The sequence below is a fragment of the Nocardia blacklockiae genome, assembly GCF_015477355.1.
Taxonomy (GTDB): Bacteria; Actinomycetota; Actinomycetes; order Mycobacteriales; family Mycobacteriaceae; genus Nocardia; species Nocardia blacklockiae.
The window spans coordinates 258,287-274,019 of record NZ_JADLRJ010000009.1 but is presented as its reverse complement, the minus strand read 5'-3'; the positions used below and the strand labels follow the sequence as shown (position 1 = coordinate 274,019).

The 15,733-nt window shown below is 69.5% G+C and carries 12 protein-coding genes; 4 read left to right on the top strand and 8 right to left on the bottom strand.

Going from position 1 to position 15,733, the window contains the following annotated elements:
* Window positions 1–50 precede the first annotated feature (50 nt).
* Window positions 51–1,577, top strand: a complete 1,527-nt coding sequence (locus IU476_RS25975; RefSeq protein ID WP_324194318.1) for a bifunctional phosphatase PAP2/diacylglycerol kinase family protein — start codon at window positions 51–53, stop codon at window positions 1,575–1,577.
* Between the two features lie 42 nt (window positions 1,578–1,619).
* Here the strand turns inward: IU476_RS25975 and IU476_RS25970 are convergent, their stop codons facing one another.
* Both IU476_RS25970 and IU476_RS25965 read right to left on the bottom strand, forming a co-directional pair.
* Window positions 1,620–3,113, bottom strand: a complete 1,494-nt coding sequence (locus IU476_RS25970) for a carboxylesterase/lipase family protein (protein ID WP_195104297.1) — start codon at window positions 3,111–3,113, stop codon at window positions 1,620–1,622.
* A gap of 81 nt (window positions 3,114–3,194) precedes the next feature.
* A complete protein-coding gene (locus IU476_RS25965) occupies window positions 3,195–4,427 on the bottom strand; it encodes a cytochrome P450 family protein (protein WP_195104296.1) in 1,233 nt (410 codons plus the stop codon).
* A 233-nt stretch (window positions 4,428–4,660) separates the two neighbouring features.
* On the opposite strand from IU476_RS25965, the gene IU476_RS37115 reads away from it, so the two are divergent.
* From IU476_RS37115 to IU476_RS25950, 3 genes are all read left to right on the top strand, one after another.
* A complete protein-coding gene (locus tag IU476_RS37115) occupies window positions 4,661–6,991 on the top strand; it encodes a galactose oxidase-like domain-containing protein (RefSeq protein WP_195104295.1) in 2,331 nt (776 codons plus the stop codon).
* Window positions 6,992–7,072: 81 nt separating this feature from the next.
* Window positions 7,073–7,519: a hypothetical protein gene (locus IU476_RS25955; protein ID WP_195104294.1), complete on the top strand. Its 447-nt coding sequence runs from the start codon at window positions 7,073–7,075 to the stop codon at window positions 7,517–7,519.
* A 154-nt stretch (window positions 7,520–7,673) separates the two neighbouring features.
* Window positions 7,674–9,044 (top strand): dihydrolipoyl dehydrogenase family protein, encoded by a 1,371-nt coding sequence (locus IU476_RS25950; RefSeq protein ID WP_195104293.1) that lies wholly within the window; start codon window positions 7,674–7,676, stop codon window positions 9,042–9,044.
* A gap of 5 nt (window positions 9,045–9,049) precedes the next feature.
* On the opposite strand, the gene IU476_RS25945 is transcribed toward IU476_RS25950, so the two are convergent.
* The 6 genes from IU476_RS25945 to IU476_RS25920 all read right to left on the bottom strand — a co-directional run bounded on the left by IU476_RS25945 (window position 9,050) and on the right by IU476_RS25920 (window position 15,732).
* The gene (locus IU476_RS25945; protein ID WP_195104292.1) at window positions 9,050–9,934 is read right to left on the bottom strand and encodes a hypothetical protein; all 885 of its coding nucleotides are present in this window, start codon (window positions 9,932–9,934) and stop codon (window positions 9,050–9,052) included.
* Between the two features lie 24 nt (window positions 9,935–9,958).
* On the bottom strand, window positions 9,959–11,872 hold the full coding sequence (locus IU476_RS25940; protein ID WP_195104291.1) for a hypothetical protein: 1,914 nt from the start codon (window positions 11,870–11,872) through the stop codon (window positions 9,959–9,961).
* The gene (locus IU476_RS25935) at window positions 11,869–12,162 is read right to left on the bottom strand and encodes a hypothetical protein (protein ID WP_195104290.1); all 294 of its coding nucleotides are present in this window, start codon (window positions 12,160–12,162) and stop codon (window positions 11,869–11,871) included. Before IU476_RS25935 ends, IU476_RS25940 begins: the two co-directional genes overlap by 4 nt.
* 257 nt (window positions 12,163–12,419) lie before the next feature.
* Window positions 12,420–13,292, bottom strand: coding sequence for a MerR family transcriptional regulator (locus IU476_RS25930; protein ID WP_324194317.1), 873 nt, complete (start codon window positions 13,290–13,292; stop codon window positions 12,420–12,422).
* On the bottom strand, window positions 13,292–14,815 hold the full coding sequence (locus tag IU476_RS25925; RefSeq protein ID WP_195104289.1) for a flavin-containing monooxygenase: 1,524 nt from the start codon (window positions 14,813–14,815) through the stop codon (window positions 13,292–13,294). Before IU476_RS25925 ends, IU476_RS25930 begins: the two co-directional genes overlap by 1 nt.
* Window positions 14,812–15,732 (bottom strand): ferritin family protein, encoded by a 921-nt coding sequence (locus tag IU476_RS25920; protein WP_195104288.1) that lies wholly within the window; start codon window positions 15,730–15,732, stop codon window positions 14,812–14,814. Before IU476_RS25920 ends, IU476_RS25925 begins: the two co-directional genes overlap by 4 nt.
* Between the last annotated feature and the right edge of the window lies 1 nt (window position 15,733).

Below are 15,733 nucleotides of genomic sequence, written 5' to 3'. Positions count from 1 at the left end.
CTCGTGGCGGGGATGGGGCGTGGTCCGGGGCCGCCGGTACTGTCGACTCGGTGAGGAAGTGGTTGCGACGGAAGTCCGGCCCGGTCAGCCGGTTCGATCGGGCGGTGAGTGCGGGAGTGGCGCTGTTGCCGGTGTCGGCCGCCGACCGCGGCATGCTGCGGCTGACCCGGTCCGCCGACAACGGCCTGCTGTGGCTGGGCATCGCGGCGGTGCTGGCCACCCGCAAGGGTGCGACGCGACGGGCCGCGCTGCGCGGGGTGGTGGCGCTCGGTGGCGCCACGCTGAGCGCGAACACGTTCAAGACGGTCGTCGGGCGGCGTCGCCCGGGGCCGGAACTGCTGCCCCTGGACCGGCGGCTGATCCGGCGGCCGATCTCGTCGTCCTTCCCGTCCGGGCACAGCGCCTCGGCGGCCGCGTTCGCCACCGCGGTCGCGATGGAGAGCCCGCGCAGCGCGCGGGTGGTGGCGCCGCTGGCGGCGACGGTCGCCTATTCGCGGATCCACACCGGCGTGCACTGGACCTCCGACGTGCTGGTCGGCGCGGCGGTCGGCAGCGGCATCGCGCTGGCGACCCGGCGGTGGTGGCCGGTGCGGCACTCGGACGAGGCGCAGGCGCGGCCGGTGCGCGAGGCGCCCGTGCTGGTCGACGGCAAGGGCCTGGTCGTGATGGTGAACCCGATGTCCGGCACGCCCGGCTACGACCCGACCGACGACGTCGCGCGAGCACTGCCGATGGCGACCGTGCTGCGCACCGAGCCCGGCGTGGACTGCGTCGAGCAGCTGGAGCGCGAACTGGCCGACCGCCCCGACCCGCCCGCCGCGGTGGGCGTCGCGGGCGGGGACGGCACGGTCTCCTCGATCGCCGCGGTGGCGCTGCGGTACGGGCTGCCGCTGGTGGTCATCCCGACCGGCACCCTCAATCACTTCGCCCGCGACGTCGGCGTGTACGACCTGCGCGAGGTCGTGGACGCCACCGGCGCCGGGGAGGCGGTGTCGGTCGACGTGGCGAGCGTCGAGTACGGCGATCACGCGGACTCGCGCACCCAGTACTGGATCAATACCGCCAGCCTCGGCGCGTACTCCGACCTGGTGCGGCTGCGCGAGAAGTGGGAGGGCCGCTGGGGCAAGTGGCCGGCCTTCGCGGCGGCGCTCATGGTCACGCTGCGCCGCGCCGAACCGATTCGCATCGAACTGAACGGCCGTCGCCGCACCGTGTGGTTCGTGTTCGTGGGCAACGGTTCCTACGATCCGCCCGGCGCGGTCCCGGCCTTCCGCTCCCGTCTGGATTCGGGCCTCCTGGACGTCCGCTGGCTCCGCGCCGACCTGAAGTTCTCCCGCACCCGCGCCGCGGTAGCCCTGCTGCTGGCCGCCATCGGCCACAGCAAGGTCTACGGCGAGCAAATGGTCGCCGCCCTCACCGTCCGTCTCCCCGAACCCCAGCCCCTGGCCACCGACGGCGAAGTAATCGGCGAATGCACCCGCCTCCGCTTCTCCGTCCCCGGCCAGATAGCCGTCTACCGCCGAGACGAGAACAACCCCCGCTGGCAGGACCGCCCCCGTCCCCACCACCGCCAGTAGCGAGTCCGGGGCCGTCCTACCCGCCGTCGTCGGCGGCGGCTCTCACCCGTGTGCCGAACCCCTTCGTAATGCCCGTAATTCGTCGGCTTGAGGGTCGGCTACCTCGTGGGACTCCGGGGTGTCGAAGATGCGGACGGTGTGGGTGGGGGCGTAGCGGGACCAGCCGGGGTCGCCGTGGGTGGCGAAGCGGACCCAGGCTCGGTGGACCTCGTCGGCGAGGCGCTGGGGTGGGTTGGGGCCGGTGAGGGTGTGGGCGTGGGCGATTCGGTCGAAGACGAACGGGACCTCCATGACGTGGCAGGCGCCGAGGTCGGGAAGGGTGGAGCGCCAGGCGAATTCGTAGACGTAGGCCGGGTTGCCCGCGGCCGCGGTGGATTCCGCGAGGCGGACGGCGTCGTCGCGGAACACCAGGTCGGTGACGACGGCGGCGAAGACGTCGGCCGCGGAGGCGTGCGGGCGGTTGGCGGCGTAGCGCTCGGCCACCGCGGCGTCCACGCCGTACCGGGCCAGTGCCAGCGGCAGGGTGTCCGCGGTGATGCCCGCGGCCAGACCGGTGGGGAAGGTGAAGAAGCGGAATTCCTCGGCGGTCCAGCCGGTGATCAGCGGCACCGTCCGATCCGGTTGGGCGGCAATGACATCCGTCGGGCGGCCGGTGAGCAGTTCACCGTCGATCACCGGGAAGAAACTCAGCACCCCCAGCCCGTTGCGGATGATGGTGGCGCCCCAGCGGGCGGGGTCGGGATCGGTCATCAGTTCCAGGGCGACCGAATCCTGCACCGTGCGTAACTGTTCCGGCTCGAGCACCCCGAATTCCTCGACGGTGGGCGCTATCCCGAGCGTGGTGGCCAGATTCTCCGCCACCTTCCGCGCGTCGTCGGCCTCCGCGACCGCGGAACCGTTGGCACTCTGCGCGATCGCCCGGCGGAACAGTCCGCGCGCCGCCGGCGAGGCGATCAGGTCGACCACGCTCATCCCGCCGGCGGACTCACCGAACACGGTCACATTGCCCGGGTCTCCGCCGAAGCCCGCGATGTTCTCCTGCACCCACTGCAACGCGAAGATCTGGTCGCGCAGCCCGCGGTTGAGCGGCGCGCCCGGCACGGCCGCGAAGCCGGAGATCCCGAGGCGATAGTTGATCGACACCAGGACCACACCGTCCCGGGCGAAGGCGGTGCCGTCGTAGATCGCGCGCGCGTTGGAGCCGCGAACGAACGCGCCGCCGTGGATCCACACCAGCACCGGCAGGCCCGAACCGCCCGCGTCGGGCGTCCACACATTCAGGTTCAGGTACTCGTCCCCGGGGATGCCGTCGCTGCCGATGAGCGCGTGGATGGGCGCCGGATACGGCGACTGCACGCAGGTCGGACCGAATTCGACGGCCGCACGCACCCCCTCCCACTCCCGCACCGGCCGCGGCACGTCGAACCGGGCCGGCCCGACGGGCGGCGCGGCGTACGGGATGCCGAGGAAGCTGCTGACCCCGCCGTCGAGGCGGCCCCTGACCTTGCCGCCGGTGACGGACACAATCGTTTCCATAGGGACTCCTTCGTCGGCTAGATTCTCTCGTACGGACCGCCGTACGACAGCCGATCGCGCTCGATCCGTCCCTCTCCCCACCTACCCGACTCGCTCGCCCACTCGCACGGGCAGCTCGTGCATGCCGCGGATCAGCGCCCCGTGATGCCACCGCGGAACGAACGGCTCCACCAGTTCGAGGCCCGGAAAGCGTTGCAGCAACCGGGTGAACGCCACCTCCGCCTCCAGCCGGGCCAGCGGCGCACCGACGCAGAAATGGATGCCGTGCCCGAAGGCCAGGTGCCCCGACGAATCCGCGGTGATGTCCAGCCGGTCGGGGTCGGCGTAGCGGGCCGGATCGTGGTTCCCGGCGGCCAGTGCGACGTAGACCAGCTCCCCCGCGGGGATCCGCACACCCGCGATCTCCACCGGTTCGCCGGTGTAGCGCACCGTCGCCCAGCCGACCGGGCCGTCGTAGCGCAGGAACGCCTCCACCGCCGCGGGCACGCCCTCGGGATCGGCGCGCAGCGCGTCGAACTGAGATCTGTTGCGCAGCAAGGCGTAAGCGCCGTTGCCGATCAGGTTCACCGTCGTCTCGTGCCCGGCGACCAGCAGCAGGAACGCCATCGCCACCAGTTCCGACTCCGACAGCTGATCGTCGCCTTCGCTGACGTGCACCAGGCCGGACAGCAGATCGTCACCGGGCGATTCGCGCTTGTCCGCCACCAGTTTTCGCAGATATCCCGCCATCGCGTTCGATGCCACGTTGCGCTCGGCGACACCGCCGACCGAACCGACCAGCACCCGGGTCCACGCCTGGAAATCGGTGCGGTCCCGGTAGGGCACGCCGAGCAACTCGCAGATCACCGTGACCGGCAACGGATTCGCGAAGGCCGCCAGCAGGTCCACCTCCGGGCGGGCGGCCATCTCGTCGAGCAGGTCGGCGGTGATCTGCTCGATGCGCGGGCGCAGCGCCGCCACCCGCCGCGGCGTGAACGCCTTCGTCACCAGTTTGCGCAGCCGGGTGTGGTCGGGCGGGTCGCTGTTGAGCATGTGCGTCGCCAGCGCCTGCGCGTCGGCGTTGGCCACCAGCGCCGAATCGCGGCGGTCGTGGAAGATCTCGTAGATGCCCGCGGCACTCTTGCGCAGGCGCGGATCGGTCAGCGCCGCGCGGCCCTCGGCATAGCCGATGATCACCCAGCCCGAGACACCGTCGGAGAACCGCACCCGGTGCACCGGGCCGCGTGTGCGCCAGCGCGCGTAGTAGCGGTGCGGGTCGCGGTGGAAATCCTCCCCCACCTCTTCGATCCGGTTCGAGACCTCGGTATCGGCCATGCTGTCCTCGCTGTCTCCCGCACGCTCGGCCGCGGTCGCCACGCCGACCGGTTCAGCGACCCCCTGGACCGCCACAAAGCTACCGAAATACGTGCGCTCGCGCCGTCTTCGCAGTTCAGCGGCGGGGTGCACGGCGCGCCGCGCACCACCCCCGACTCGCGGGTTCCGGCCCTTCGCGCATCGATTCGCGGAGATCACTCGACGGGAACTCGCCGAGAGATCAAACTGGCAGTGTGGCAGGAGATTTCGTGCCGATCCCCGACTGGCGGTCCGAACAGGACCAGGACTGCGGGATCGCGATCGCCGACCTCGACGGCGACGGCACCCCCGATGTGGTGGTGCTGCGGGTGGACGATCCCGACGGGCAGAACGCCGGGTTCTATCGGGTGGGCGCGAGCCTCCAGCCGGATGGCTCCGTAAAGTCCTGGGGCCCATGGCTTTCCGTCCCCGAGTGGTGGGGATGGGAGAATCAGGGCGCGGGCATCGCGCTCGCCGACCTCAGCGGCAACGGGCAGCAGGACCTCGTGGTGTTCCTGGTCGACAATCCCGCGGGCCAGAACCAGGGCTACTTCCGGATCGGCCGGGACCTGGCCGCCGACGGCGCCGTCACCGGCGGCTGGACGCCGTGGCAGCAGGTCCCCGACTGGTACGGCTGGGAGAACCAGGGCGCCGACATCTGCGTGACCACCGTCGACGATCGGCCCACGCTGGTCCTGCTCACCGTCGACGACCCGCAGGGCCCGAACTCCGGGCAGTTCCGCCTGGGCAAGGGCCTGGCCGCCGACGGCACGGTCGCCGAGTGGACGCCGTGGGTGCCGGTGCCGGACTGGTACGGCTGGGAGAACCAGGGCGCGGGCCTCACCGCCGCCGACCTGGACGGCGACGGCCGGCCGGAACTGATCGTGTTCACCGTCGACCACCCGGCGCAGGGCAACGCGGGGGTGTACACGATCGGCTGGGGCCTGGACGGCAGCGGGCACTGCCTCGACGGCTGGAGCCGCTGGTCCATCGTGCCGGATTGGCGTTTCACCCAGAACCAGGGCGTCGCGATCGCCCTGCTCGGCACCGCGGACGGCCCGGAACTGGTGGTCGCCACCGTCGACCACCCGCAGGGCGGCAACGCCGGCTACCTGCGCGTGATCGCGCCGGAAACGGACCTGGATCACGCGGCGCACGAAGGGCTTTGGCGCATCCTGGATTTCGGCACCGAGATCAATCCGGTGCACGCGGCGCTGCTGCACACGGGCGACGTGCTGTTCTTCGCGGGCTCGGGCAACGACCCGGACCGGCTCGACGCACACCAATTCCGCACGCGCGTCTGGCATTACCCGCGCGCTGGTCTGGCCGCGCCGGAGACGCCCATCGACATGTTCTGCGCGGGCCACACCCTGCTGCCGGACGGCCGGCTGCTCGCGGTGGGCGGCACCGGGCGCTACGACCCCTTCTACGGCCTGACCGACGCGCTGCTCTTCGATCCGGCCGCGCTGACCTGGAACCGCGTGCCGGACATGGCCTTCGGGCGCTGGTATCCGACGCTGGCCAAGCTGCCGGACGGCAATGTGGTGGCGGCGTCGGGGCTGGGCACCGACAACTTCCTGTCCGAGGTGCCGGAACTGTTCGACACCGCGACGCAGACGTGGTCGAAACTGCCGGTGCCCGGGCCGATCCCGATGTACGGCCACCTGATCCTGCTCGCCGACGGGCGGCTGTTCTACACCGGCGGCCAGATGGGCGGCAACAACGGCATGCGGCCCTCGATCTGGGATCCGGCCACCGGCGCGGTGACCGTGGTGGCGGGGCTGACCGATCCGGAGGCGCGCAACCAGTCCAGCAGTGTGCTGCTGCCGCCCGCCCAGCGGCAGCGCGTCATGATCCTCGGCGGCGGCGGGTACGACATCCACTCGGCCACAACGGTTCTCGACGACACCAGAATCGTGGACCTGAGCGCCCCCACGCCCGCGTACGAACCCGGGCCGAAGATGAACCACCCCCGGATGCATCTGAGCGCGGTACTGCTGCCGGACCGCACGGTGCTGGTCGCGGGCGGCTCGGCGATGGAGGAGATGGCCGACATGGCGCCCGCGCACGCGGAACTGCTCGACCCCGACGCGGGCAGGTGGATGCACACCGCGCCGGAACGTGTTCCGCGCCTGTACCATTCGGTCGCGCTGCTGACGCCGGATGGCAGGGTGCTCACCGCGGGCTCCAATCCGCAGCGCAAGACCGAGGAACTGCGCATCGAGATGTTTTGGCCGCCATACCTTTTCCGGGGGCGGCGGCCGGAACTCCAGTTGTCCACCGACACGGCCACGTACGGCACGGCGCTCACCGCCACGACCTCGGCGACGCTGCGCGACGCCTGCCTGGTGCATCCCACCTCGTGCACGCATTCCAGCAACAACGACCAGCGGCTGGTCGATCTGCCGGTCACGGTCACCGCGCCCGGCTCGGTCTCGCTGGCCCTGCCGTCGGATCCCGCCCTGGCTCCGCCGGGCTGGTATCTCGTGTTCGCCGTGGACACCGCGGGCGTGCCGTCGGTCGGGCACTGGGTGCACCTGACCTGATCGGTTCCGCTGTCCGGCATTCGGCGTGGCATTATCGCGACAATTCCGCGCCGGGCGGGCCGGGAAGCAATACCGTGGTGTATGCGCACTTTCGTCCATCTGGTGCTGTTCGCCTGCGCGATCGCGCTCGCCGTGGCCGCGTTCGGCCCGCTCGTCGGCTCGGTCGACGCCCGGGACGTGCGCTTGGTCGACCTGCGCGACGGTTTCCCCGCCGACCGCTCCCTCGCTCAGCTGGGCGGTCAGTCGGCCGCGCTACAGACGTCTGCGGCGCTGGTCATCTTGGTGATCGCCGCCGTGGTGCTGCTGGCCGCGCTGTTCGGTTCGCGGGCGCTGGGCTGGCTCGGCGTGCTCGCCGGGCTGGTGACGATCGGCGTACTCACCTGGCGGTTGTATCAGCGGTACGAGGACCCGCTGCGCGACGACTACCGCCACCTGTTGAGCGGGGCCTGGGGCCTGTACCTGCTCGGCGGCGGACTCCTCATCGCCCTGCTGGCACTGCTGGTTCCCCGCGAGCGGGCCTCGGCTTAACGAATCATCCATGTGAGACAGAGGCGGCCGCGCACGAAGCGCCGTCGTGGGCCGGGGGGCGATTCCCCACATTCGCGGCGAGTCGTGGGAGTCTGGAGGCGGTGCCAGACCGCACCGCAGCGAGCCGTTGCCGCCGAATCGAGGGAGTGCGCGCATGTCGATCGAGACCGTGGATGCCGTGGTGATCGGGATGGGTCCGGGTGGGGAGGACGTCGCGACGCGGCTGGCCACCGCCGGACTCGCCGTCGTCGGCGTCGAGGGGCGGCTGCTCGGCGGGGAATGCCCCTACTACGCCTGCGTGCCCACCAAGATGATGGTGCGCGCGGCGGGTGCGCTGGCCGAGGGCCGCCGGATCGGCGAGCTGGCGGGATCGGCCGAGGTGCGGCCGGACTGGCGGCCGGTCGCCGACCGGATTCGCGACGAGGCCACCGACAACTGGGACGACACGGTCGCGGTGGAACGATTCGAGAAGTCCGGCGGGCGCTTCGTGCGCGGCTGGGGCCGCATCTCGGCGCCCGGCGAGGTCACCGTGGACACCGCCGAAGGGCCGCGGGTATTCCGCGCCGAACGCGCGATCGTGCTGAACCCCGGGACCGCGCCGGCCGTGCCGCCGCTCGACGGCCTGGCCGGCACCCCGTACTGGACCAACCGGGAGGCCGTCACCGCCACCGCGGTCCCCGATTCGCTGATCGTGCTCGGCGGCGGCCCCGTCGGCATGGAATTCGCGCAGATCTTCGCGCGCTTCGGCGCGGACGTCACGATCGTCGTGCCGCACCGCATCCTGCCCAAGGAAGAGCCCGAAGCGGCCGACCTGATCGCCGAAGTCTTTGCCCACGAAGGCATCTCGATCCGCACCGGAGCCGAGGCCACCCGCGTCGAACACGACGGCGACCGGTTCACCGTGCACCTGAGCGAGGGCGAACCGCTGCGCGCGGCGCAACTGCTGGTGTCGACCGGCCGCAAGACCGACCTGGCCGCCCTCGGCGTCGGCGCGGTGGGGCTGGACGAATCCGCCCGGGGCATCGAGGTCGACGACCACCTGCGCGCCGCGGACGGTGTCTGGGCCATCGGTGACATCACCGGCAAGGGCGCTTTCACGCACATGTCCATGTACCAGGCCCGCATCGCCGCCGCCGACATCCTCGGCGACCGCTCGGAGGCGGCGAGCTACCACGCCGTCCCCCGCGTCACCTTCACCGATCCCGAGGTCGGCGCGGTCGGCCTCACCGAGGCCCAGGCCCGCGAGGCCGGCCGCACCGTCCGCACCGGCAGCACCGACGCCGCCGCCTCCACCCGCGGCTGGATCCACAAGTCCGGCAACGAGGGCCTCATCAAACTCGTCGAAGACGCCGACCGCGGCATCCTCATCGGCGCCACCGCCATCGGCCCCGTCGGCGGCGAGGTCCTCTCCGCCCTCGCCGTAGCCGTCCACGCCGAGGTCCCCACCACCACCCTCCGCCGAATGATCTACGCCTACCCCACTTTCCACCGCGCCATAGAGGCAGCCTTGAACGACCTGAGCTAGCGGCCTCAGCCCGGTAGATCGCCGCGGCGCATGCGGTCGATGACCGACTCCGATGTCAGCTCGTGCCTGGAACGCGGATGCAGCCAATAGAACCGGATCACATGCAGCATCAGCGCGGGATCGATGCCGAGCGTTCCTACCGGAACGTCGATCGCCCCTTCCAGCAAGCCCCGCTGCATACGGTCGATCAGGCTACGTCCGGTATCCACGTGAACTTTGCTTCCCGGAACAGGGGTGATGCGGACAGTGTGGTTGTTGTTCAACAGGATCGGCTGGACCGCCGCCACGTCGTTCCACCGCAGGGTTCGTACCGTGCGACCGAGCGCCTGCGAGATTCCGTACTCCGACATCGCGAGGAAGTACCGTCGGCTGCGACCGGCGAAGAGGTAGAGAGCCAGCAGCACGATCATCGCGAAAACCAATACGACGAGAATCAATCCGCCCGCGTCCATCCCCCTGCGCGCCGAACCCGCCGCCTCGTCGAGGTCGGACGCGAAGAGGATGCCGCGAAACACCAGAAATGCGGCCCCCAGCACGAGCCATGCGAAAAGCAGTGGCCGCCACGAGGAATGCACGTCGGCGCGGAGACCGGGTCCTTGTTCCGGGATTCTGCGGATCTTCAGACTCGGTGCGATGTATTTCCGTCGCACCTTGAGCCGCGGCACGAACGCCAGCAGCATACTGAAACACACCAGGCCGCCCAGGACACCGAGCGCCGAACGCAGCGGTTCGTCCTTCTCGATGTAACTCAGCGTGTAGGGAACCGAGATCAGAACTATCGACACGAGAATGAGCAGCGCGGCGATCAGCCGGCCGGGTAATCGCTCCCTGCCCCACTCGTCCGGCCAATCGAGCAGCGGCGCCTCGCGTTTCGCGTCTCCTGCGGACAATCCGTACCTCCTGATTGCCGTGCCCTACTTGAACGGCTGCTCGGCCGCCCAGCCTCCGAACGCGCCGCCCGCGAACCCGGCCAGCCCGGCGCCGATACCCGCGCAGAAGGCTTGTCCGATCGGCGTCGCCGGGGCACACACCGCCATACCGACCAGCGCTCCGCCCCAGGCCCCCGCGGAACCGCCGACCGTACTTCCCACCGTATTCGCGGCGGCCTCGTCGAACGGCTTCCCGTAATTTTTCCAATCGTCCCAATTGACATAGGCATTGACGGCCGCACCCAACGGCCATCCGCCGAGGAATCTGCCTTCCGGCTCCAGCCAGCGGGCGAACTGCGCCTTCGACGCGGCATCGGTGGCGGAGTCCATGGCACCGACGAAAGCGTGCCCGGCCCCCGGTGTTCCGGAATCCAGTAAGTCGAGCGCACGTACCTGATGCGCATACGAGTCGGATACCGCGTGCTGCACCTGCTCCGCCATGTACGGGGCTGCCCGGGATGCCATTTCACCTCCGGCCGCCGTTGCCCCGGAGAACGCCGTCATCCACGGATGCCGGGTGACATTCTCCCCGGTGGAGTCGGCGAAGCTGATCCACTGGGTCTCCGTCCACGCCTTCGTCGTATCCCATACGGTCGGCCGCGGAGTGCCGGGCGGTGCCGCGGCCGGGTCGAAATCCAGCATCGACCCGTCCGGGAACTTCGTGATGATGCGGCCATCCGCGAACTGTTCGGTATGCGCGGTCCTCCCGTCCGGGAAAAAGGTGGTGATCGTGCCGTCCGGGTTTTGCACCGATTGCATGCCCGCCGAATTCGCGGTGCCGACCAGCATCGGCTTTCCGTCCGGCGCGGGCACGTATTGCTCGAAGGCGCGAAACCCGTCGGGACGTTCCCACTGGCGGTCGATCACACCGTTCGCGCCGTATCTGTCGGTGACCGTGCCGCCGTTCAGCGGGTAGGACGACGACACCCTGATCTGCGAGCCGTCCGCGCCCACCGCGAATGTGCTCGTAATTCCCCCGTTCTCGGGGAACTTTCGGAGTTGCCGACCGGTGCCGTCCGCGGTCGTCACGGTCAGGTCGACGATGCCGGAACCGTCGGAACGCGAGGTGGCCACGGTCGTGACGGGCGGGCGGGTGCCCGTGGTTTCGGTCGTGAGGATCGAACCGTCCGGCTGCTGCGCCGATGTCGCCACGGTGATGGTGCCGTCGGGATTCGGTGTGACGGTTTTGACCGAGCCGTCCGGATTGGTGAGGGTAATCGGGATGCCCTGCTGCAACTTCCAGGCCTCACCGACGATCGGGGAAGGCGCGGGCGCAGCTGTTCCCGGCTGCGCCGGGCCTGAGAACAGTGCCCGGATCTCCTTCGAGGGCGCCTCGCTCAGCGCCACCCTTCCCAATTCCGCTTTGGCGAGTTCGATCTGGGTCCTGGCGGCGGTGGCGGCATTGTCGGCGTTCTGCAACGCGGACAACAGCTCCAACTGGCATTGGCCGGCCTCGTACATCAGATCGATGCGTGCTCCGGCCACGTCGCCGCGATCCTTGCCCGCGGCCTCGAGCTGCCGGATCTTGGTTTCGGCAGTCACCGTGCCATCATCTCGGACGTCGAACCCGCGAGTGTCACGAAACAGATTCCGCTTGGTGACGACCAGGTTCTTCGCGTCGGTCAACGCCGTCTGGTGTGTGGTGTACGCGCCTCTGAGGTTGCTGATCTGCCCCACGATGTGACTGCCGGCGGTCTTCTCGCTCACCACCCGCGCCGCCGCGGCGTCCGCACCGGCGCCCCGCCAGGACTCGGCGAGGTCGTCCTGGGTGGTGAGCATGGAGTGCAGCATTTCGTCGGCCTTGGTCACCAGTTCGGCCATCGTGGTCGCGTCCGTCGCCAGTACTCCGGTGTTCCAGTTCTCGATCTGGGAGATCAGCAGCGTCGGACGCGGGCTCACGGCAGTCCGCCCATCGCTCGCAGCCGGAGGGCGAAATCGTTGTCCTCGATCTCGTATCCACCGCCGATTCCCCTGGCGATCTGCGCCATCTCGGCGGTACGGCCGGAAAACGAGACGAGCGAGGATTTCACTTCGTCACGCACGGCGTAGACGGCGGTGGCCAGGGTCGTGCCCGGGAACGGATCGGCCGTCGCCGCCGTGCCGAAGCCGTCGGCCAGGCCCCTGATCTCCCCCGATAATCCGTCCAGCCATTTCGCCCACGCGCGTAAAGCGTCTGGATTCACCTGCACGCCGATCCCCCTCCTCACGAATACGGCTGTGTCCGTCAGGCTTTCGAATTGGATCTGATAATACAGCTGTTCACAGGAAAGAGCAGGTGTGTGGTGACAGACCCCTAATGGAATCGGAAGATATCTCTATTGCTGGGAATTCGCGTCGGGAATGCTGAAAACCTCAGCGTGTTCGCCGCACTCTCGATTCGTTCCATACCGGGGACTCGCTTTCGTGGGTAACCCCACCGGCGTCCCGCGGCGCGAGGGAGTTTCGCTCAGCCGTCGGCGTGTTTGGCGGCGGCGTCGGCGAGGTAGGCGCTCAGTTCGTTGCGCAGCACGCTGTCCAAGGCCTGGTCGAGGCTGCTGCGTACGGCGCGGGTGCCGAGGTCGCGCAGGTGGTTGAGCATCTTGGTGGTCTCGGCGATCTCGGCGTCGGAGTCGGGGAGCCAGCCGGGGCCGTGCTGGTCGACGATGTGGTCCTTGGCGGCGGTGACCATCAGGCGGGCGATGTCCTCGAGGCGGTCCACCACCGCGGCCTGCAGATCGATCAGCCCGGACAGGCCGAACCCGTAGGTGCTCAGTTCGGCGAAGGTCTCCAGCAGTTCGGGCCGGGTGAATTCGACCGTCTCCCCCTGCAATCGCACCAGACCCAGCGCGGCGAGCCGGTCCAGATCCTCGCCCGGCACCGGCCGGCCGTCGGCGTCGCCGAGGAAGGTGTCCACCAGTTCGCGCGGCACCTCGAGCGGTTCCTCGGCCTTCCCCCAGGTCGCGGTGACCGCGTGCTGCAGGCCCAGGATCTCGGTGAGATCCTTGCCGGTCTCCCAGCTGGTGATGAAGTCGGCGATGTGCGCGGTGGTGAAGCCGCGCTGCAGCAGCGCATCGATGATCTTCAGCCGGGCCAGGTGGCTGTCGTCGTAGATGAGCGCGCGGCCGCTGCGCCGCGTCGGCGTGGGTAGCAGGCCGCGCTCCTGGTAGGCGCGCACGTTGCGACTGGTGGTGCCGGCGGCACGGGCGAGTTCGTCGATGCGGTACTCCGCCATCTCTGCCTCGCCCGTCCCTTCTCCCAGCCGTTCGCCGACGACGCGCGCGGCCCACGCCCGGGTGCGGGTCAGCACCGCGGGCACGGGCAGCACGCTCCGTGTCGACATTAGCCGAGCGGCACGGTCGTCCGGCCCTCGACACCCGCGGCGTGCGCCGGCTCGCGGGGCGTCAGCACGTAGTCCCGCGGATCGACGCGCGCGAGTTCGCGCGTGTACTGGGAACCGAAGCCGGGATACATGGTGGCGTTGAAGCCGTCCTCGGTGAGATACCAGCTGCGACAACCGGAATTCCACGTGGTCGCCGTCAGCCGCCGCTGCAGTCGCGCGTTGTAGCGGTCCTGGCGCTCGCGGCGCACCTCCAGCATGCGCAGGTCGCGGTCGAGCACCATACCGATGGCGTCGGTCAGGTAATCGATCTGCGCCTCCATGTACACCAGCGCCGAGTTGTGCCCGGGGCCGGAGTTGGGCCCGAAGGTGAGGAACAGGTTCGGGTACCCGGCGACCGTGACGCTCTTGAAAGCGTAAGCGCCCCGGCGCCATTCGTCGGCCAGCACGCGACCGTCCCGCCCGGTCACCGGCACCGGCGTGCCCTGCTTGGACACCTCGAATCCGGTGGCGAACACGATGCAGTCGAACCGGTGCTCGATGCCCTCGGCGGTGCGGATGCCGTGCGGGGAGATCTCCGCGATCGGCCAGGTGATCAGCTTGCAGTTGTCGCGCTGCAGGGCCGGGTAGTAGTCGCTGCTCATCAGCAGGCGTTTGCAGCCCGCCCGGAAGTCGGGGGTCAGCTGGCGGCGCAGCCACGGGTCGCGCACCTGAGAACGCAAGTGCAGCAACGCCACCGACTCCACCACCCGGGTCAGCGGCGAATTCCACACCACGCCCAGCGCCACCGACTCGTGTCCCCAGAACCACGCCTCGCGGGCCAGCGACTGGGCCGCAGGCACCTGGCGGTAGAGCTGTTTGGTGAGTTCGCCGGTGCGCCGGTTGACCCGCGGCAGCACCCAGCCCGGCGTGCGCTGGAAGACCTTCACCGACCCGGCCTGCCGCACCAGTTCGGGGATGATCTGCACGGCGCTGGCGCCGGTGCCGACGACGGCCACCTTCTTGCCGGTGAAGTCGTAGTCGTGATCCCAATGGGCACTGTGGATCTTGTGGCCCTCGTAGGTGTCGATGCCCGGGATGTCGGGCAGCCCGGCGTTGGCCAGCGGCCCGGAGGCCAGCACTACCGTGCGCGCCAGCACCTTTCGCTGCGGCCCGGCGAACGACACCTCCCACAGCCCGGCCTGCTCGTCGAACGCCAGCCCGGACACGTTGTGCCCGAACCGGATCCGCGGCCCGATGCCGAACTCGGCGACCATCGAGTCGATGTAGCCGAGGATCTCCGCACTGCCGGAGTAGGTCCGCGACCACTCCGGATTCGGCGCGAAACTGTAGGAGTACAGCCGCGAGGGAATGTCGCAGGCGGCGCCCGGGTAGGTGTTGTCGCGCCAGGTGCCGCCCACCCGGTCACCGCGCTCGAACAACGCGAAGTTGCCGATCCCCTTCTGCCGCAACCGGATCGCGGCACCGATGCCGGCGAAGCCCGCACCGATGATCGCCACGTCCAGCGGCGTGCCCGCGGCGCTCATGCGACCGGCTCGTAGGTCAGTTCCTTCGACCACGTGGGCTGCGGCGGGAGGAAACGGTCCGGAATGCGTGCGGTCACCTTGACCATGGCGTCGGCGAACAGGTGGTACGGGTGGCCGCGGTTGATCACCCAGCCGCTGTGCATCTTGACGATGCGGTACATCGGCACCCGATTCGCGATCGGGGTGCGCTCGCCGACGGCCTTGAACTTGCGCATCGCCGCGTACAGCTTCTCCTCGTCGACCCCCATCTCGACGATGTTGTCGCGCATCTTGTTCAGCAGCGGCACGTAGCTGAGCACGCCGACCAGGAACGACGGCTTCGCCCAGCCGCCGACCAGATCGATGAACAGCTTGCGCGCGGTGGCGTGGCCCAGCAGCTCCATGACCGCGTAATCGGTGGCCAGGTGCCGGGATTCGTCGGCGTTGATCTTCTTGAAGACCTCCTGCGCGACCGGGTCGGCGATCTCGTCGGTGACGAATTTGATCAGCGCGCCGTCGAGGGCCACCTCGAGCATCGGGATGACGGTGCCCAGGAACGACAGCGACATCTCGTCGGAATGCTTGTCCAGGAAGTCGATCACCAGTTTGACGTTGATGTTCGGCTCCGGGACGACGTCGCCGTCGAGCATGCCCCAGCGCCGCATCAGCGCCAGTTCAGCGTTGGCGTGCCGCTGTTCCTCGGCGTGGAAGTAGCGGTAGATCTCCTTCAACGTCTCGGTGGGCGCCTTCTTGGCCATGGCCGCGAAGCCGCGCGCGCCGACGTTCTCGATCCACATCAGATCGGCCATGAACGGCTTCAGCTTGGCGTGCAGTTCGGGGTCGATGAGCTCGGCTCCCGGTGCGTCCCAGTCGATGTCGGCCAGCGCCCACTGCCGGGCCTTGATCTTGCCGAGCATGGCGTCGAAATCGAAGGCCATG